Below are 16,639 nucleotides of genomic sequence, written 5' to 3' on the forward strand. Positions count from 1 at the left end.
CGACCCACCCCACCGTGTTCGGAACAACGAAGCCGACCAGCTCGGGCGACGGTGCCAACCGGAGTACTAGTCGACGTTCACCGGGCCGTCGCCCGGCTTCCTGTCGTCGCCCGGGCCCAGCCGGAGCGGGGCCTTGTCCTTGCGCTCCCCGGAGTCCTGGCCGCCGAGGTTCTGCCGGACGGAATCGAGGATCGTCAGGCCCTGGGACACCAGACCGGCGGCGATCTCACCGAGGCCGTCCGCGCCGTTCAGGACGTTGACATTGGCACCGGCCAGGCCGCCGGCGGCCTCCTTCACGATCTGCGGGAGCTGGTCGATCAGCATGCGGTCCAGCGCCACCCGGTCGTACGAGGCGGCCGCCTCGGCCTGGATCTTCATCCGCTGCGCCTCGGCGGCGGCGACGATCCTGACCCGCTCGGCCTCGGCCTCGGCGGGCTTCACGACCTCGGCCACGAGCTGCTGCTGGCGCAGCTCGGCCTGGCGCTGGGCCAGCTCCGTCTGAGCGGCGAGCACCTCCTGCTGGGCATGGGCCTGGGCGAGCGGTCCGGCCTGTGCGGCCTCCGCCTGGGCGCGGTCCACCTCGGCCGAGTACTCGGCCTTGACGATGGCGGTCTGCCGGGCGTACTCGGCCTGCTTGCGGGCCGCCGCCTGCTCCGCCTCGACCGCGGCCTGGGTGGCCTGTGCCTGGGCTATCTGCGCCTGCCGCTGGATGGCCGCCTTGTGCGGCGCGGACATCGCGTCGATGTAGCCGGTGTCGCCGTCGTCGATCGACTGGATCTGCAGGGAGTCCACGATCAGGCCGATCTTGGCCATCTCCGTCTTCGAGGTGTCCAGGACCTCGGCCGCGAGCTTCTGCCGCTCGGTGACGATCTCCTCGACCGTCATCGAACCGATGATCGCCCGCAGGTGTCCCGCGAAGATCCGGCCGGTGAGCACGGACATCTGGTCCTGGTCGGAGAGGAACCGCTGACCGGCGTTGATGATGCTCTCGTGGTCGTTGCCGACCTTGAAGGCGATGACCGCGCGGACGTGCAGCGCGATGCCCTGGCGGGTCACGCAGTTCTCGGTGACCTCCGACTCGCACATCGACAACGTGAGGAAGCGGACCTTCCTGAAGACCGGCAGCACGAACTTGCCGTGCCCCGTCACCACTCGGAACGGCGCGCCCCCCAGTCCCCGCCTGCCCCCCGAGATCAACATCGCCTCGTCGGGAGCGGGAACGCGGTATCCGAACATGCTTGACTCCTCAGCCTGCGCCGACGGTACCCCCGTCGAGCGTGTCCAATGGATCCACCCACTCGATGACGCCGACTTCGCGGCATCCCCGTGATTCGATCACGAGGACCGTCGTGCCCACCGGCAGGGGCTCCTCCGACCAGGCGAGGAAGGTCTCGGAACCGCCGCGTACCCGTACCAGCGCCTCACCGGGGCCCGTGGAACCGCGCGTTCCGATGAGCAGCCTGCCCGTGCGGCCGATCACGGCCTCGTCCTTCGGCATCACCGGCCGTCCTCCTCGTCCTGGCCCCAGGATCCAGACGATAGACCAGGAGGACCGGCGGCCCGGTGCGGGAGCCCGGTGCTCCGCCCGCCCGGCCGCCACGGGGACTGCAGGGAGCGGAAGGGGGCGCCCTGGACGAGGCGAGTCGTCCCTCGTCCAGGGGACCCACCGGTGGCTGCCTCCGGCTGCTCCGTCCACCCTCACGCCGCGGCGTGGTCTCACGGCGGGGACCACCCGCCGCCGCGCCGTCGTGCCGACCGGCACAGGTCCACGCCGTCCCCTCGAGAGGAGGTACCCGTGCCCTCGGCCCCCACCGAAGCCCTCATCCGCACCACGTCCGGTGCCGACCGGTCCGGGGCCCGTCCGACGACGCGTCGCGCACCAAGCTGCCGGAGGTCCACCATGGTCGGCGGTGACAAGAAGAACCTGGCCGGCGAGGTGAGTGAGTTCCCGCGCACCCGGCGGGACATGATCACCCCGGGGCAGGCCGGGCCGCCCGTCACCGCAGTCGGTCGAATGCCCGGTCGGCGTCGGCCACGGCCTCGGGGTGGACGTCGCGGGCGGTCCGACCGTCGGCGATCCTCTGCCAGTTGGTCCGGGCGAGCACCCGTTGGACGGCGAGTACCTGGGCGGCTCGCAGTCGTGCCTGGACGCCTTCGCCGAGGGCGTCCGCCAGTGCCTCCTCGTCCTGGAGCTGGTACCGCGTGAGCCGTCCCGCCAGGCTCGGCGTGGTGAACACCAGCCGATGGAACGCCACCACCTCCGGATGATCGTTGAGGCCGGTGACGGGGTCGTACCGGTCGAGGCCGGCCCGGAAGTGCCGGTGCAGCGCCGTCACCGGCTTGATGCCGGGCCCGCGGTCGCGTACGACGCGTGCTGCTTCGCCCTGGTGGTCCGCGAACCGGTGCAGCACCAGGTCTTCCTTGGTGGGGAAGTACCGGAAGAGGGTCGGCTTGGAGATCTCGGCCGCCGCGGCGATGTCGTTGACCGAGACGCGGTCGAAGCCGCGCTCGAGGAACAGTGAGACGGCCGCGTCACCGATGGCGTCGCGCGTCCGTTCCTTCTTGCGGGCCCGCAGACCCGTCGGCTCACTCATCCGACCACCGTAACATTTATAACTGAGTTGCTTTTTTAACCGAGTAACGTTTCCCTGGGCGGGTGAATCACACACACATTCCTCCCGTGCTCGTAACCGGGGCGACGGGCCGGGTCGGCCGTGTCGTCATCGACCGGCTCCTCGATGCGGGCGTGCCGGTCCGTGCCCTCACCCATCGCTCCGAGGCGGCGGCGACGCTGCCGGCGAAGGTCGAGGTCTTCACCGGCGACCTCACTGTGCCCGGGACGCTCGACCCCGCATTGAACGGCGCCGGGGCGGTCTTCCTCGTCTGGACCGCCCCGCCTCGGACCGCCGCGGCGGTCGTCGATCGACTGGCGGCCAATGTGCGGCGGGTCGTCTTCCTCTCCTCCCCGCACCAGACGCCGCACCCCTTCTTCCAGCAGCCCAACCCCATGGCGGTGCTACACGCCGACATCGAGCGGCTCATCGCGGCCACCGGACTCGAGTCGACGATCATCCGGCCGGGGATGCTCGCGTCGAACTCGCTGGCCTGGTGGGCGCCCGCGATCCGGGCCGGCGAGGTCGTCCGGTGGCCTCACGGCGCTGCCGAGACGGCACCGGTCGACGACCGCGACGTCGCAGCCGTCGCGGCGCGCATGCTCCACCAGGACGGATGCGTCGGGGGCGACCACGTCCTCACGGGCCCCGAATCGCTGACCCAGGCTGCGCAGGTGGGCGTCATCGGCGACGTCCTGGGTCGCCGGATCGCCTTCGAGGAGATGACGCCGGACGAGTTCCGGAGCCTGTCGGAGGGTGCGGCGCCCGGCCCGGTCGTCGACATGCTGCTCGCCGCGTGGAGCGCGGCGGTCGGACAGCCCGCGTACGTCACCACTGCGGTGGCCGACATCCTCGAAACGGCGCCGCGAACGTTTCGCCGGTGGGCCGCCGACCACGCCACCGCGTTCACGGAGGGTTCGTGACCCCGTCGACCGCGACCTGCGCTCCCGGCCGCGGCCCTCAGTCCGCCGTCGTCCCGGCCCCGTCTTCGGGACGTGCCGGGCGCGTGCGCGTGAGGCTCGGACGGGCCGGGGCGTTGAACCTCCTTCCTCACCCTGGTTGCCAAGCGGTCCCACTGGGGTGGGTGGCGGCGACGGTCCGGCCGTTCCGGTTGGTGTTGCGGTGGGCTCGCGGAGGACCCGCCGTCGCTTGAGGTGGGGGAGGACTCGTTCTCGTGGTGCCGGCAGCCGGGTGTGGTCGGCAAGCCGTGGTCACTGAGTGTGATCCGTCTGCTTTCCCGCTGACGGCCGTGGCGAGAACGACGGCGGCGGGGCTGTCCGGTGAGTTTCCGGGTGACCCCGCCTGTGGGTGCCACTCGGGCCGGGACGGCGGCGGTCGCCGGCCCGGCCCCTGCCGCGCCACGGGCGGCGAGGCGACGCTCGGCATCCGGCGCCGCGGCCGCGCCGGTGCCGGCGGCAGTGATGGCCCGCCGGCAGGTGCGGTCGACGACGTCGCGCATCTCGCTCACGCCGTCGTCTCCGGCTCGGCCGGGGCGATCTCGGCGATCAGGCCCTGGACGAGGCCCTTGATCTCGTCGCGGATCGGGCGGACGGCCTCGACGCCCCGGCCGGCCGGGTCCTCGAGCTTCCAGTCGAGGTAGCGCTTGCCGGGGAAGACGGGGCAGGTGTCGCCGCAGCCCATGGTGATGCAGACGTCCGACTCGCGGACCGCATCGATGGTGAGGATCTTCGGCGTCTCCTGGGAGATGTCGATGCCCACCTCGGCCATGGCCTCGACGGCGGCCGGATTGACCCGGTCACCGGGGTGGGAGCCGGCGGAGCGGACCTCGACGCGGTCTCCGGCCAGGTGGGTCAGCCAGGCGGCGGCCATCTGGGAGCGGCCGGCGTTGTGGACGCAGACGAACAGGACGGACGGCTTGTCGGCCATGGTGGTCGTTCTCTCTCGTCGCACGGCGGACCCCCCGCCAATGACATCACCTCCCGCTGATATCAGCGGGAGGTGATGTGACAGTATCAGTGCATGCTGACTTCAGTCGATCCTGATGTGATCCGGGTGCTGGGCGATCCGCTCCGCCTGAAGATCGTGACCCTGCTGGCGTGCGAGACGCTCTGCACGACGCACCTGGTCGAGGAGACCGGAGCCAGGCAGACCAACCTGTCCAACCACATGAAGGTGCTGCGCGAGGCCGGGATCGTGGAGACCGAGCCGTGCGGCCGTTTCACCTACTACAAGCTCAAGCCCGAGGTCTTGACCGGGATCTCCCAGCAGTTCGCCGAGCTCGCCGCCTCTGCCCGCACCGCCGCCGAGAACAAGAGGGCCTGCCCGTGACCCCCACCGAGCCCACCACCGCCCGCTCCCAGGGCGCCGGCCCGGCCGGGGACGACTCGATCGTCAAGAAGCTCTCCACCCTCGACCGCTACCTCGCGGTGTGGATCGTGCTGGCCATGGCCGTCGGACTGGGACTGGGCCGGGTCGTCCCGGGCATGAACGACGCGCTCGCGAAGATCGAGATCGGCGGGATCTCCCTGCCGATCGCGCTCGGCCTGCTGGTCATGATGTACCCGGTCCTCGCCAAGGTCCGCTACGACAAGCTCGACCGCGTGACCGGCGACAAGAAGTTGATGGTCTCCTCGCTGGTCATCAACTGGATCGTCGGGCCGGCGGTGATGTTCGCGCTGGCGTGGATCTTCCTGCCGGACCTGCCCGAGTACCGCACCGGACTGATCGTCGTCGGCCTGGCCCGCTGCATCGCCATGGTCATCGTCTGGAACGACCTCGCGTGCGGAGACCGCGAGGCCGCTGCTGTGCTCGTCGCGCTGAACTCGGTGTTCCAGGTCCTCGCGTTCGGCCTGCTGGGCTGGTTCTACCTCGACCTGCTGCCGCGCTGGATGAATCTCGGCGACGGCCAGGGGCTGGACGTGTCCGTGCGGCACATCGCACTGAACGTCGCCGTCTTCCTCGGCATCCCGCTGCTGGCCGGCTTCCTCACCCGCCGCATCGGCGAGCAGAAGCTCGGCCGTACCGACTACGAGGCGAAATTCCTGCCGAGGATCGGCCCGTGGGCGCTGTACGGGCTGCTGTTCACGATCGTCGTCCTCTTCGCCCTGCAGGGTAAGACCATCACCTCCCGGCCGCTGGACGTCGTGCGGATCGCGCTGCCGCTGCTGGTCTACTTCGCGGTCATGTTCTTCGGCGCCTTCCTCCTCGGCAAGGGACTCGGCCTGGCCTACGACCGCACCGCGACCCTCGCCCTCACCGCGGCGGGCAACAACTTCGAGCTGGCCATCGCGGTCGCCATCGCCACCTTCGGTATCACCTCCGGCCAGGCCCTGTCCGGCGTCGTCGGACCGCTCATCGAAGTGCCGGTCCTCATCGGCCTGGTGCACGTCGCGCTCGCCTGGCGAAAGGAGTTCGCCCCTGGCGCGGTGACGACGGCCCCGTGACGCAGCATGCGGATGTGGTGGTGGTCGACGGCGGCCAGGCAGGACTCGCCGTCGGCCACCACCTGCGCCGCCAGGGCCTCGACTCCGCGATCCTGGACGCCGATCCGGCGCCGGGCGGGTCCTGACAGCACATGTGGCACTCCCCGCACCTGTTCTCCCCGGCCGAGCACTCCTCACTGCCTGGCCGGGTCATGCCCGCCCAGGTGAGCGAGACCTACCCCGGCGCCGGGCACGTGGTGGACTGCCTCACCGGCTACGAGAAGCGCTACGGCCTGTCCGTCCGGCACGACGCCCGCGTGCACGCCGTACGTCGCGGCGGCGACCGCCTGCTGATCGAAGCGGACACCGGCCCCTGAAGGTCGCTTCGGGAGGCACCTCGCGCGGGAGGGCTTGATCGATGTCAGCGGGTTTTGATGTCGCTCAAGCGTTTGGGAGTGATGTCGTCGTCCGCGGTGTGCACGGCGAGCGGGCCGCCTGACGGCCTTCGGGGTCAGTGGTGGGCGTGGACGACCGCGTGACCCTTCCCCCGGCCGATCATCCACTTGTTGACCGGGGTGGTGAGCAGGAAGGCCACGGCGAAGCCGCCCAGGAGCGAGGTCCAGAACAGGTGGTCGGACAGGTGGGCGTCCATGGCTCCGGGAACCAGGGCGATGATGCCGTTGTCGACGAGTTCCATCACGGCAACGGAGACCGTGTCGGCGGCGAGCGTGACCTTGATGGCGGTCTTGAAGTCCAGGCCGGCGCGGCGGACGGTGAAGAACGTGAAGGAGTAGCCGAACACGAACGCCAGGACGATGGCCAGGGCCATGGTGGGCACGTTGCCCCACATCAGGGCGGTGCCGATGACCATGCCGAGAATCTCGCCGATGGCGCAGCCGGTCAGGCAGTGCAGCGTGGCCTTCGCCGCCGTCGACCACGAGGCACCGGCGGGGCCGCGGTGTGCGGCCCGGCCGTGAAGGTCGGCGTGGTCGTGCACGGTGCCGGAGTGATGCGTGCTGTGGTTCATGGCCGTCTCCCCATTCCCGTCCAGTGTGGTCCGTCATCGGGCCCCGCACCCGTGAACCGTATACCCCCTGGGGGTATTCCGGGGTTCCGGAACCTGAACGAAGTGCCGCGCAGCGCCAGGTTCACGGCGGGGGCGGGCCGTCCGGGTCCGCCCCCGCCGTGGGAAGGGTCCGCTCTTGTCGAGGAGCCGGCTCATGGCGCCCCCGGCGGGCACGGTCCCGCCCCGGGACGTCAGTCGTTCCGAGAGGGTTTCGATCTCCGGGGCCTGGGCCTTCTTGACGTCCGCCGCCGGCGCCCTCACCTTCTCGGACTGGGCACGGCCGGGCGCCGGCCGGTTCGGCTGGCTCCGGGACTCCGGATCGATGCGCCGTTCCGCTTCGGAAGGGTCCAGCGGGGCCAGGTGCTGGTCGAGGCGGTCCGAAAGCTTCCTGATGTCGTGGGTGCGCAGACGCTTGTCCCACTGGCCGGGGCCGAGGTCCTCTTCTCCTGCACGGCCCCCGCGCGGCGCGCGCGGGGCGGCCTTGCGGATCAGCCGCTTCAGCGACAGCTCGACGCTGTGCCGGTAGTCGGAGGGGATCGGCAGGGGCGGCAGGTCGTCCGGGCCGTGGGCGATCCAGTGGCGGGCGGCGGTCTGGGCCACTCGCAGACGGCCGCCCGCGAGGGCGAGGTCGTCCCCGCGGACACCTCCCCGGACGGCGATCTCGGCATCGGCCCAGCGGGGCGGGGTCGGGGCAGGCCCAACCGGTCTTCTGATTCCTCCGTCCCGTCAGGGTGGCAACCGCCCGCCTCGTCCACCACCGCTTTTGGCGACTGCCCACCGCCGCGGCGTCCCCGGGTGTCGCGGCTCGAGTCCGGATGTGTCATGCCGTGGCCGAGGCACCTGCCAGCAGTTGGCCCATGGCGGCCAGCACGGACGGCTCGACGCGGTAGTACACCCAGGTGCCGCGCCGCTCGGAGGTGAGCAGCCCGGCCTCCTTGAGCTTCTTCAGGTGGTGGGAGACGGTGGGCTGGGAGACGCCGACGTCGGAGATGTCGCACACGCACGCCTCGCCGCCCTCGTGTGAGGCCACGGCGGAGAACAACCGCAGGCGGACCGGGTCCCCGAGCGCCTTGAACATCCGCGCGGCGGTCTCGGCCTCCTGGGCGGTCATCGGGCGTTCGGCCAGCGGCGGGCAGCACGGCGCCGCGCCCTGACCGTCGGCCGGCTCGAGAAGCGGCAGCACCTTCGCATTCGACATGCGTCTATGTTGACACGCGTCGAACCAGTGCGGGGGTCCGTCACCGGCGCGAGATGGGCGGTCGGGTGCTGGGCGGCGCGGTCCGCGTCCCGGCCCACACCGCGCGGCGGGTTCGACGGCAGGCTGCGCTCGCGGAGACGCCGCCGGTGCGGCGGACCCCGGTGATGCGACTGCCGGTGCGGATTCCGGCGCCCAGCCGGCCGGCGTGGGCGGTGAGGTGGGCGACGACCTCGTCGCGGTGCGGGGAGCGGTGCCCCGGGCAGGGAGCTGTACCGGGCGGGCGAAAGGAGCGTGAGGCTGTCGTAGTGGCGCGGCCGTGACCCGGCCGGGCGGCCGGACGCTTCCAGAGCGGCCGACCGCACCCCGTGCCGCGGCGGCGCCCCGGGGGTGGTGGGTCCGGACCGACCACCGCCGATGACGGTGACGTCGACGTGCTCCGTCGACAAACCCCCCGGTTTCGATAAATGTCTATGTTGACGCTTATCAATACAGATGTCATGGTGGGGCGCGCAAGCCATCGACGGATGTCGAAACACGCAAGGAGTCGCCGTGAACGCGCCCGCCACCGCCGAGCTGCCCGTTGTCGTGATCGGGGCCGGCCCCGTCGGCCTGGCCGCCGCCGCCCACCTGATCGACCGGGGCGTCGAGCCCCTGGTCCTGGAAGCCGGCTCCACCGCTGGCGCCGCGGTGCGCGAGTGGTCGCACGTGCGCCTGTTCTCCACCTGGGGCGAAGTCGTCGACCCGGCCGCCGGAAAACTCCTCGCCCCCGCCGGCTGGACACGCCCCGACCCGGCCACCTACCCCTCCGGCGGCGACTGGGTCGACCTCTACCTGCAGCCGCTCGCCGACATCCTCGGCGACCGCGTCCGTCTCGGCGCGACGGTCACCGGTGTCTCCCGGGCCGGCCGGGACCGCATCGTGGACGCCGACCGCGAGCAGCAGCCGTTCGTCGTGCACGTCGCCCACGCCGACGGCCGCGAGGAGCGCGTCTTCGCCCGCGCCGTCATCGACGCCTCCGGTACCTGGGCCACGCCCAGCCCGGCCGGCGGCAGCGGCCTCCCGGCGCTCGGCGAGAAGGCCGCCGCAGACCGAATCACCTACCGCGTCCCGGACCTGAAGGACCCCGCTGTCCGCGCCCGGTACGCGGGCAAGCACACCGCCGTGATCGGCTCCGGTGCCTCCGCCCTCACCGCCCTCGCCGACCTCGCCAACTCCGACAACGGCGCGGGAACGAAGGGCGTGTGGATCCTGAGGCGGGGCATCTCGGGCTCCACCTTCGGCGGCGGTGAAGCCGACCGGCTCCCCGCCCGCGGCGCCCTGGGCCTGGCGGCAAAGGCCGCCGTCGACGCCGGCCACGCGGACGCGGTCACCGGGTTTCGCACCGAGGCAATCGAGCGGGCGGACGACGGCCGTCTGATCCTGGTCGGCGAGGACGGGCACCGTCTGGACGCGGTCGAGGAGGTGGTCGTGCTGACCGGCTTCCGCCCCGACCTGTCCTTCCTGGACGAGCTGCGCCTGGGCCTGGACGAGCGACTCCAGGCGCCCGCCGCGCTCGCGCCGCTGATCGACCCCAACCAGCACTCCTGCGGCACCGTCTCCCCGCACGGCCACCGCGAGCTCTCCCACCCGGAGACGGGTGTGTACCTGGTCGGCATGAAGTCCTACGGCCGCGCCCCGACCTTCCTTGCGATGACCGGCTACGAGCAGGTCCGCTCGATCGCCGCCGCCATCGCCGGGGACCTCGAGTCCGCCGACCGCGCGGAACTCACCCTGCCCGAGACCGGAGTCTGCGGCGGCGCCGGAGTGTTCGACACCCCGTGACGGCTGCCAGCGCCTGCAATGCGGTGGTGCCGCCCGCCAGGCATGCGGTGGCGAGGAGTGCACCGGCGCCCAGGCCGGCGTTGCGCAGGGCGCGGTCCCCTGCGGGGGCGGCGTCGCGTTCCCGGCCGTGGGCGACCGTGGTCACGAGGGCGGCGTGGGCGGCCGGCCATGCCTGGTTGCCGATGCCGAGGAAGAGCGCCGCTGCCGCACGAGCCGGCGGTAGTGCTTGAAGTGCTGTCGGCGCGGCCACGTGTCCAGGTCGATCGGGGCAGGAGCGTCCATCCGCTCATCATGCCGGCCGTCGAGCTTCGGCCCGGAACGGTTGCCGGGACCGCCGGGCGCTGTCACGTCGGCTGGCGGGGTGGAGTGCTCTTCGGGTTGATCATGCCGGGAGGGGGCGTCCGTGGGAAGCACGTCGCCGTCGTACAGGGGCACCGGTAGCCGGTCGAGGTGTTCTCCCACTGCGTGTGGCTGCACCGCCGATTCCCGCTCGGCTTCCGTGAGGTCGAGGAGTCCGTGCTCCAGCGCGGTGTCATCGTCTCCTACGAGACCGTCCGCCGCTGGTGCGCCAAGTGCGGCCAGGCCTACCCGAACGGATTACGCCGTCACCGGCCCCGGACCGGCGGCAAGTGGCACCTGAACGAGGTCTTCATCAGGATCAACGGTGGGCTGGAGTACTTGTGGCGGGTCGCCGGCCAGGACGGCAACGTGCTCGGGATCCTCGGCAGAGCCGACGGGACAAGGCCGCTGGCGGGTCGAGACGTCGAGCACCTCCTTCAACGGTACGGGAGCCTCGTGCGTCGCGGTCCCTCGTCCCCTGCAACACCGTCACCCGTTCAGTAACCACACTGAAAAAGCTCACCAACGGGCTATCGGGGACAATTCCGACGCCGTAATCACGCCGGTCACGACAAGGTCGGCTCGCTACGGGCCGGCGGTCACGGGACGGCCTTTCGAGCAAAAAGCGCAGCAACCGGATGAATGGAGGCCGACTGGCGGTTCGGGGGAAAAATCTGGCGCCGATGAAGTGGTCGACCGGACGGTTCGTGTCCTGTGGGGGAGGATGGCGACCTTGGCGCAAAAGTGCTGCGCAACCATCGTGAGCCACCTGTAACTTGATCAAGGGCAATCGCTCGGCGTATGTGCCGAGCGGTTTGCCTCACGTTGGCAGCGACGGGGATGACTACCGTATAGAATCCGGGACGGCCTGACGTTTCCACGTACTGAAAATCCAAGGCCTCGAAGACTTTCGAGTGATCACACCCAACCGGATGAAATTCCGTCCCGGCGTGAACCTCTCGGAGGCGGGACCGTAGGCATTGAAAATAGCAGAAGAGTGGCTACTCGTCACCGGTCGATGCTCCACCCTGGGTGTGCCGGCCTGGTCGATGTGCCGGTCAGGCTTTATCCTGCATTGTCGGATCGCATCCCCTTGGAGGCGGAAATTTACAGGTCGACCGCCCTGTTTTCTGCTTCGATCGAGCGCTCCCGCCTCTTCGGGGGTTCCTGCAACTATGGTTTCCGCTGCACGTTCACTCCCCTGTACGGCTTTACCCGGATGGTTCGGCTTGCTCGAAGTAACCAACGAGGAAGGGCCTTCTTCGGCCGTGGATGCTTGGTTGGAGCGCACCAAGCGATTCCAGCGGGGCGGTCTTGCGTCAACCGGTCCCTCGCTTTCCAGGGTGAAAGTCGATGTTTACCGGGACATCTACGACTGCGCAACTGTCCGGCGAGGCCGCCGGTCGGGTCGTTCGGGTCCGGGATCCAGAAGGCGACTGTACGGCGATGAACCCGCGGGTGCATTCGCCGGCAGAATTCCAGATGTGTAATGAAATGTCACTGATCCATCGCCATTCTTCCCCTGAAACGAAGGGCGACCGCCATGACCGCGTCTGCCGTCAACACCGCTGTGGATACCGAACCCTGGCTCTCCCTCAACGGTCGTGAATTCCACTCCCGCCTCATTCTCGGTATCGAGCAGTACACCGACCCCGCCCTGGTCGCCGACGTCCTGCGGGCCGGCTCGTGCGACGTCTTCATCACCACCTTCGATCTGGAGCAGACCAGGCCGAGCCTGCTGATGTCGGACCTGGACGAGGCGGTGGAGCTTGACGACTACGTGTGGATCGGGACCACGTCCTTCGCCCGCTCCCGGAAGGACGCCCTGCTCACCGCACGCCGACTGCGCGAGTCCTACGGGATCGACATCATGAAGCTCGACGTCCGGCCCTCGGACAACCTGCCGCACAACGCCCAGACGGTCACGGCGGCGGCGGAACTGATGGCGGAGGGGTTCGAGGTCCTGCCGTTCATCCTGCCCGACCCCGCTACGGCCAGCGCGCTGGAGGAGGCCGGCTGTTGCGCCGTACGGATCATGTGTTCGCCCGTGGCCAGCGCCAAGGGTGTGGTGGACGAGCGTGCGGTGCGCGAGACCATGGCTGCCGTGTCCGTCCCGGTGATCCTGGAAGGCGGTCTGGGCACTCCCGCTCAGGTCGTCCGTGCGATGGAACTCGGCGCTGACGCCGTGCTGGTCAACACCGCGGTCGCACAGGCCCCCGAGCCCGCCAGACTCGCTACGTCCATGCGGCTGGCGGTGGAGGCGGGGCGGCTCGCGGCCGACCAGGGCCTGATCGGTCCGTTCGACAAGTAAGTAAGCAAAGAAGCACAACGGAGGTACCACCCGTGCAGTTCTCTGCCGTGCTGTTCGACATGGACGGTGTCCTCGTCGATACCGACCGGGCCATCGCCGACCTGTGGCACCGGTTGGCCTCGGACTCCGGACTGGTACTCAGCGACGGTGACTTGAAGGCCCATGCGTTCGGCTGTGCTCCCGAGCACACCGTGGAGACGCTCTTCGCTCCGCTGACGGAGCAGGACCGGGCCGAGGTGCTGGCACGGGTGCGTGCGGCCGAGCCGGACCTGGCGTGTGAGCCGGTTCCGCACGCCACCGACCTGGTGCGGGCACTGGCCGCCGCGGATGTCCCGCTGGCCCTGGTCACCGGCGCCTCAACGGTCCGTGCCTCACGGGCGCTGGACACACTGGGGCTGGCGGGCCTGTTCGACACCACGGTGACCTGGGGCGAGGCGGCCCGCGGCAAGCCCGCGCCGGACTGCTACCTGCTCGCCGCGCGCCGCCTGGGCCTGCCTGCCGCCGAGTGCCTGGTCTTCGAGGACACCTCCAGCGGGGTGCGAGCAGCCACTGCTGCCGGCGCCACCTGCCTCGGAGTGAGCCGCGGCGATCGGGGAGCCCTGCGTAGCAGCGGCGCCCGCCACGCCGTGCCGGGCTTCGAGGCGGTGTCCTTCCGTGGCAACCCGGCCGGTGCGGTGCTCACCGTGGCGGACGCCGAGGAGTTCTGCCTGCGCTCCACCGCGCACCAGCTTGACCCTGTCGGGGAGCCTGGACGGTCGGGCTCAGCTACCGAGGGCTCGTCACTGCTTTGACCGGGGGATCTCGTTCTGGTCCAGGAAGATCTGGAAGGTGTCCGGCGGTCTCGGCGAAGAGGGTGCCTCGGCCGCTGACCGACCGCTTCCCATCCTGAGTGCCAGGCGATCCCGGTGGCGTGAACGGCAACGACCGTGCGCCCGATGCGGTTGGTGCTGCACCGGGCCTTGCGGAGGATCCGCCATTGCTTGAGGCGCGCGAAGGCGCGTTCGCCCGGTGCTCGCAGCCGGGCGTGGTCCTGGCCGTACTGCTGGTAGTGCTCGGGAAGCCCGTGGTGGCGGTGGTGGGGAGCGCACACAGTGGCACCGGCGCCCTGGTGGGCGCGGTCGGCCAGGACGAGGAGCCGACGGGGCGGGCGGGCTTGGATCACACCGTGTGCGCGGGCTGCGGTCAGGTCGTGGGTGCGGCCGGGCGACGCTCGGCGGGGTGTGTGGGCGCGGTCGAGGGGATACGCGCTGGCGAGGTCGGTGGCCAGCGGCCACAAGGCGTGGCGGGCGGAGTCGCCGACGCTGTCGTTGGCGGCGTGGGCGAGGGCGGCGAGCACGGGGTGGGCGCGGGGCGGGCTGTCGGTGAAGCGGCCGGTGGCCAGCAGGGCGGCGGACTCCATCAGGCAGACGCCGCCGTCGGGGTGCAGACGGGCGAAACGGGCGGGCGCCGGAAGACCGTCCGGCAGTCCGGTTCGGGGTGGCGTGGGCATGGTCGGCCTCCTGCGCGAGTCACAGGCCGGTGACGGCGTTGCAGGATGAGGTAGGCCGCCGCTGAGGGCAGTCCGGCCCCTGGGAAGGCGAGGATCCAGGCGGTGAGGATGGAGCGCACCACCTGCCAGCGTACGGCTGAGGCGCGCCGGGTGGCACCGGCGCCCAGGATGGCGGCGGTGATGGTCTGGGTGGTGGGAAAGGGGGCTTTGAGCAGGAACGCGGTGGTGTAGAGGACGGCTGCGGCTGCGGTCTCGGCGGCGAAGCCGCGCGGAGGACCGAGGTGGACGATGCGCCGGCCCAGGGTGGTGGTGATGCGGCGTCCGCCACTGTGCAGGTGCCGGCCGCAATGGTGACCGGCCACAGCGGCGATTACCCGGACGCGCACGGCGAGTCGTCCTGCCGGCCTGCTGTGACCAGGGCGAGCACGATCACACCCATGGTTTTCCGTGCGTCCTGCAGCCCGTGGCCCAGACCCATGGCAGCGGCGGAGACGGTCTGCGCCATGCGGAAGTGCCGGGTCGTGCGGCGGGGCGTGGCGCGGCGGAACGTCCACAGGATGAGCGCGTGCAGTGTGTAACCGAGGGCGATGCCCACCAGGGGGACAGCAGCATGGGCAGCAGGACCTTGTCCACGGTGCCGGACCATCGCACGGTGGGGGAGGCTCCGGGGGCCGCACCGACCAGTCCGCCGATCAGGGCGTGGGAGGAGGCGGTCGGCAGCCCACGCCACCAGGTGAAGACGCTCCATCCGATTGCGACGATGAGTGCGCACATCACCAGCAGTAGTCCCGAGACCCCCCTCGGATGCGCCGATGATGCCGCTGCCGACTGTTTTGGCGACCTCGGTGCCCCAGGGTCTTTGAGGAGTGATCTTGTGCCCGGATGCGTCAGGTCGGCCCGAGGGCGGTGAGGGGCCGCAGGCGGTCGCGGGCGGTGTGGCGGAGGGCGGCGGCGGTGTTGGTGTGGCCGTCCTGGCGGTGGGCGCCGACGCCGAGGTTGCGCAGGCCGGCCATGACGCGGGGCAGGTGGCGGGTGCGGATTTTCGGGGCGTCCTCGCGGAGGGTGCGGTCGCGGACGTGGTGGAGCTGGTTCTCGGTGTGCCGGTGGCCGCGGGTCCAGGCGGCGGGTGCGCTGCCGGTGGCCGCGCCGGGCGGCAGGCTCGTGACCGGGTGGATCCGCTCGATCGTCGGTTCGCCCGTGCCCAGCTTTCGTCTCCAGCGCACGACTTGGAGGGCCTGGCGGGCGTATGGGTGGTCGAGGTGCGCGAACGCGGCCGACTTCGGACGGCGGATCTTCTCGCGGTGGTGGCCCCGTCCGCGTTCGTAGGGGTCCAGGCGAACGTCTCGCCAGGGCAGGCGCCGGACGCTTTCGTGGAGAGCGGGGTGGTTCCGTTTGGCCGCGGCCAGGTCGTGCGCTTCGCGTTCGTGCGGGTAGGTGGCGTGGTCGTGCTGCGTGTGCAGGGCGTCCGCGGTGACAGCGGCCCCGGTCGGGTCGGTGCCGTCCAGAAGCGGGGCGAAGGCGGGGATCTCGTTGCTCTTGCCGTCGACCTGTCGCTGGGCGAGGGCCTGGCCGCTGCGGGTCATCGCGGCGATCAGGGCAACGGCAAGACACTGCGCGGTGCAAGAGCCGCGCAGTGTCTTGCCGTCGACGCTGATGACCCGTCGTCCTGCGGCCGGGGCCGTGCGTTCCTGAGGGAAGTCGCCGATGGCCCGGTCCGGGGCGTCGCCGTGCGCGGCGGCCAGGACGAGAGGGATGGTCGTGGCGTGGGGCGGCCGGATCAGGCCGGTCAGCGGGTCGGGCCGGAACCCGAGTAGGGCCAGGACGCGCTGCGGCGCATCGGCGACCCACTCTGCGATCGCTGTGACTGGGGCGGCGCCGGCCACAACGGCGGCGGCCGCCGCGGCGAGCAGGGCCGCCCATGGGTGACGGATGCCGCGGCGTCCTCGTGGGTCAGGCACCGCGGCCAGATGATTCCGCAGGTCAGCTGCCGTCTCCACCGGGGAAGGGCCGGAGGTGTCCCCCAGTTGCCGCAGGCACAAGGGCGTGCGGGAAGACGGGGGCGCAGGCATGGACTCGCTTGGTGCTCATACGGACTCGACACCCACATGATCACCAGCGGCCATGCCCGTTCCGCGTCCAGGGTCGCCGCCGGCAGGAGTCGACAAGCCGTCGCATCCGGCACTCAGCAGGCGAACCGCCCACCTCGCGACTTCTCAAAGACCCCGCTCGGTGCCCAGGAAGGCGCCGCAGAAGTTCATCACGGCGGCCATGGCCAGCGCCACGCGGAGAGTGAGGGCTCTGGTGGAAATCGAGGTGGCGATCGTATTCGCGGCGTCGTGAAAGCCGTTGGTGAAGTCGAAGGACAGTCCCACGATGACGATCAGTGCCACCAGAGTGAGCTCCATGGCCGGATCGTCTTT

General features: G+C 70.7%; 17 protein-coding genes and 4 pseudogenes. 8 read left to right on the plus strand and 13 right to left on the minus strand.

All coding sequences use genetic code 11. From position 1 onward, the window contains the following. Positions 1 to 66 precede the first annotated feature (66 nt). The 3 genes from QQY24_RS30275 to QQY24_RS30285 all read right to left on the minus strand — a co-directional run bounded on the left by QQY24_RS30275 (position 67) and on the right by QQY24_RS30285 (position 2,594). Positions 67 to 1,236: a flotillin family protein gene (locus tag QQY24_RS30275; RefSeq protein WP_301975884.1), complete on the minus strand. Its 1,170-nt coding sequence runs from the start codon at positions 1,234 to 1,236 to the stop codon at positions 67 to 69. Between the two features lie 10 nt (positions 1,237 to 1,246). Then, positions 1,247 to 1,498 (minus strand): NfeD family protein, encoded by a 252-nt coding sequence (locus tag QQY24_RS30280; RefSeq protein ID WP_301975885.1) that lies wholly within the window; start codon positions 1,496 to 1,498, stop codon positions 1,247 to 1,249. A gap of 499 nt (positions 1,499 to 1,997) precedes the next feature. Next, the gene (locus tag QQY24_RS30285) at positions 1,998 to 2,594 is read right to left on the minus strand and encodes a TetR/AcrR family transcriptional regulator (RefSeq protein WP_301975886.1); all 597 of its coding nucleotides are present in this window, start codon (positions 2,592 to 2,594) and stop codon (positions 1,998 to 2,000) included. A gap of 86 nt (positions 2,595 to 2,680) precedes the next feature. Between QQY24_RS30285 and QQY24_RS30290 the strand changes: the two genes are divergently transcribed. Next, positions 2,681 to 3,535, plus strand: coding sequence for an NAD(P)H-binding protein (locus QQY24_RS30290; RefSeq protein ID WP_301975887.1), 855 nt, complete (start codon positions 2,681 to 2,683; stop codon positions 3,533 to 3,535). 541 nt (positions 3,536 to 4,076) lie between these two features. Here the strand turns inward: QQY24_RS30290 and QQY24_RS30295 are convergent. Continuing rightward, positions 4,077 to 4,499 (minus strand): arsenate reductase ArsC, encoded by a 423-nt coding sequence (locus tag QQY24_RS30295; RefSeq protein WP_301975888.1) that lies wholly within the window; start codon positions 4,497 to 4,499, stop codon positions 4,077 to 4,079. 93 nt (positions 4,500 to 4,592) lie between these two features. Here QQY24_RS30295 and QQY24_RS30300 point away from each other — a divergent pair, with 93 nt between their 5' ends. The 3 genes and pseudogenes from QQY24_RS30300 to QQY24_RS30310 all read left to right on the plus strand — a co-directional run. Beyond that, entirely contained in the window at positions 4,593 to 4,901 is a 309-nt protein-coding gene (locus QQY24_RS30300; RefSeq protein WP_301975889.1) for a helix-turn-helix transcriptional regulator, read from the plus strand. After that, positions 4,898 to 6,016, plus strand: coding sequence for an ACR3 family arsenite efflux transporter (gene arsB / locus QQY24_RS30305; RefSeq protein WP_301975890.1), 1,119 nt, complete (start codon positions 4,898 to 4,900; stop codon positions 6,014 to 6,016). The genes QQY24_RS30300 and arsB overlap by 4 nt, the downstream gene beginning before the upstream one ends. Further along, a pseudogene (locus tag QQY24_RS30310) lies at positions 6,013 to 6,369 on the plus strand (pyridine nucleotide-disulfide oxidoreductase); the annotation flags it as partial. The gene arsB and the pseudogene QQY24_RS30310, both read left to right, overlap by 4 nt. A gap of 137 nt (positions 6,370 to 6,506) precedes the next feature. Here QQY24_RS30310 and QQY24_RS30315 read toward each other — a convergent pair. The 3 genes from QQY24_RS30315 to QQY24_RS30325 form a co-directional block, all read right to left on the minus strand. Beyond that, positions 6,507 to 7,022, minus strand: a complete 516-nt coding sequence (locus tag QQY24_RS30315) for a DUF4396 domain-containing protein (RefSeq protein ID WP_301975891.1) — start codon at positions 7,020 to 7,022, stop codon at positions 6,507 to 6,509. A 33-nt stretch (positions 7,023 to 7,055) separates the two neighbouring features. Continuing rightward, the gene (locus QQY24_RS30320) at positions 7,056 to 7,661 is read right to left on the minus strand and encodes a hypothetical protein (protein WP_301975892.1); all 606 of its coding nucleotides are present in this window, start codon (positions 7,659 to 7,661) and stop codon (positions 7,056 to 7,058) included. Positions 7,662 to 7,881: 220 nt separating this feature from the next. Continuing rightward, entirely contained in the window at positions 7,882 to 8,259 is a 378-nt protein-coding gene (locus tag QQY24_RS30325) for a helix-turn-helix transcriptional regulator (RefSeq protein WP_301975893.1), read from the minus strand. Positions 8,260 to 8,808: 549 nt separating this feature from the next. Between QQY24_RS30325 and QQY24_RS30330 the strand changes: the two genes are divergently transcribed. From QQY24_RS30330 to QQY24_RS30345, 4 genes are all read left to right on the plus strand, one after another. Continuing rightward, the gene (locus QQY24_RS30330; RefSeq protein ID WP_301975894.1) at positions 8,809 to 10,080 is read left to right on the plus strand and encodes an NAD(P)-binding domain-containing protein; all 1,272 of its coding nucleotides are present in this window, start codon (positions 8,809 to 8,811) and stop codon (positions 10,078 to 10,080) included. 450 nt (positions 10,081 to 10,530) lie between these two features. Further along, a complete protein-coding gene (locus QQY24_RS30335; protein WP_367658025.1) occupies positions 10,531 to 10,923 on the plus strand; it encodes a hypothetical protein in 393 nt (130 codons plus the stop codon). A gap of 1,039 nt (positions 10,924 to 11,962) precedes the next feature. Then, positions 11,963 to 12,730: a HisA/HisF-related TIM barrel protein gene (locus QQY24_RS30340; RefSeq protein WP_301975895.1), complete on the plus strand. Its 768-nt coding sequence runs from the start codon at positions 11,963 to 11,965 to the stop codon at positions 12,728 to 12,730. Positions 12,731 to 12,762: 32 nt separating this feature from the next. Continuing rightward, entirely contained in the window at positions 12,763 to 13,521 is a 759-nt protein-coding gene (locus QQY24_RS30345; protein WP_301975896.1) for an HAD family phosphatase, read from the plus strand. A 158-nt stretch (positions 13,522 to 13,679) separates the two neighbouring features. Here QQY24_RS30345 and QQY24_RS30350 read toward each other — a convergent pair. The 6 genes and pseudogenes from QQY24_RS30350 to QQY24_RS30375 form a co-directional block, all read right to left on the minus strand. Further along, positions 13,680 to 13,943: pseudogene (locus QQY24_RS30350) on the minus strand (transposase family protein); the annotation flags it as partial. A 185-nt stretch (positions 13,944 to 14,128) separates the two neighbouring features. Further along, complete coding sequence (locus QQY24_RS30355; protein ID WP_367658026.1) at positions 14,129 to 14,605, minus strand: inorganic phosphate transporter; 477 nt, start codon at positions 14,603 to 14,605, stop codon at positions 14,129 to 14,131. Then, entirely contained in the window at positions 14,590 to 14,814 is a 225-nt protein-coding gene (locus QQY24_RS30360; protein WP_301976434.1) for an inorganic phosphate transporter, read from the minus strand. Before QQY24_RS30360 ends, QQY24_RS30355 begins: the two co-directional genes overlap by 16 nt. A gap of 56 nt (positions 14,815 to 14,870) precedes the next feature. After that, positions 14,871 to 14,993: pseudogene (locus tag QQY24_RS30365) on the minus strand (inorganic phosphate transporter); the annotation flags it as partial. A 113-nt stretch (positions 14,994 to 15,106) separates the two neighbouring features. Then, positions 15,107 to 16,288 carry an ISAs1 family transposase gene (locus tag QQY24_RS30370; RefSeq protein ID WP_301975897.1) on the minus strand — a complete coding sequence of 394 codons (1,182 nt, stop codon included), beginning with the start codon at positions 16,286 to 16,288 and terminating at the stop codon, positions 15,107 to 15,109. A gap of 159 nt (positions 16,289 to 16,447) precedes the next feature. Continuing rightward, a pseudogene (locus tag QQY24_RS30375) lies at positions 16,448 to 16,624 on the minus strand (inorganic phosphate transporter); the annotation flags it as partial. Between the last annotated feature and the right edge of the window lie 15 nt (positions 16,625 to 16,639).

Origin of the sequence: Streptomyces sp. TG1A-8 (assembly GCF_030499535.1) — a bacterium.
GTDB lineage: Bacteria > Actinomycetota > Actinomycetes > Streptomycetales > Streptomycetaceae > Streptomyces.

Bases quoted from the DNA above. Each gene is read 5' to 3' on its own strand.
- QQY24_RS30275 (WP_301975884.1), bottom strand. From the start codon at position 1,236: ATGTTCGGATACCGCGTTCCCGCTCCCGACGAGGCGATGTTGATCTCG.
- QQY24_RS30280 (WP_301975885.1), bottom strand. From the start codon at position 1,498: ATGCCGAAGGACGAGGCCGTGATCGGCCGCACGGGCAGGCTGCTCATC.
- QQY24_RS30285 (WP_301975886.1), bottom strand. From the start codon at position 2,594: ATGAGTGAGCCGACGGGTCTGCGGGCCCGCAAGAAGGAACGGACGCGC.
- QQY24_RS30295 (WP_301975888.1), bottom strand. From the start codon at position 4,499: ATGGCCGACAAGCCGTCCGTCCTGTTCGTCTGCGTCCACAACGCCGGC.
- QQY24_RS30300 (WP_301975889.1), top strand. From the start codon at position 4,593: ATGCTGACTTCAGTCGATCCTGATGTGATCCGGGTGCTGGGCGATCCG.
- QQY24_RS30315 (WP_301975891.1), bottom strand. From the start codon at position 7,022: ATGAACCACAGCACGCATCACTCCGGCACCGTGCACGACCACGCCGAC.
- QQY24_RS30325 (WP_301975893.1), bottom strand. From the start codon at position 8,259: ATGTCGAATGCGAAGGTGCTGCCGCTTCTCGAGCCGGCCGACGGTCAG.
- QQY24_RS30340 (WP_301975895.1), top strand. From the start codon at position 11,963: ATGACCGCGTCTGCCGTCAACACCGCTGTGGATACCGAACCCTGGCTC.
- QQY24_RS30370 (WP_301975897.1), bottom strand. From the start codon at position 16,288: ATGCCTGCGCCCCCGTCTTCCCGCACGCCCTTGTGCCTGCGGCAACTG.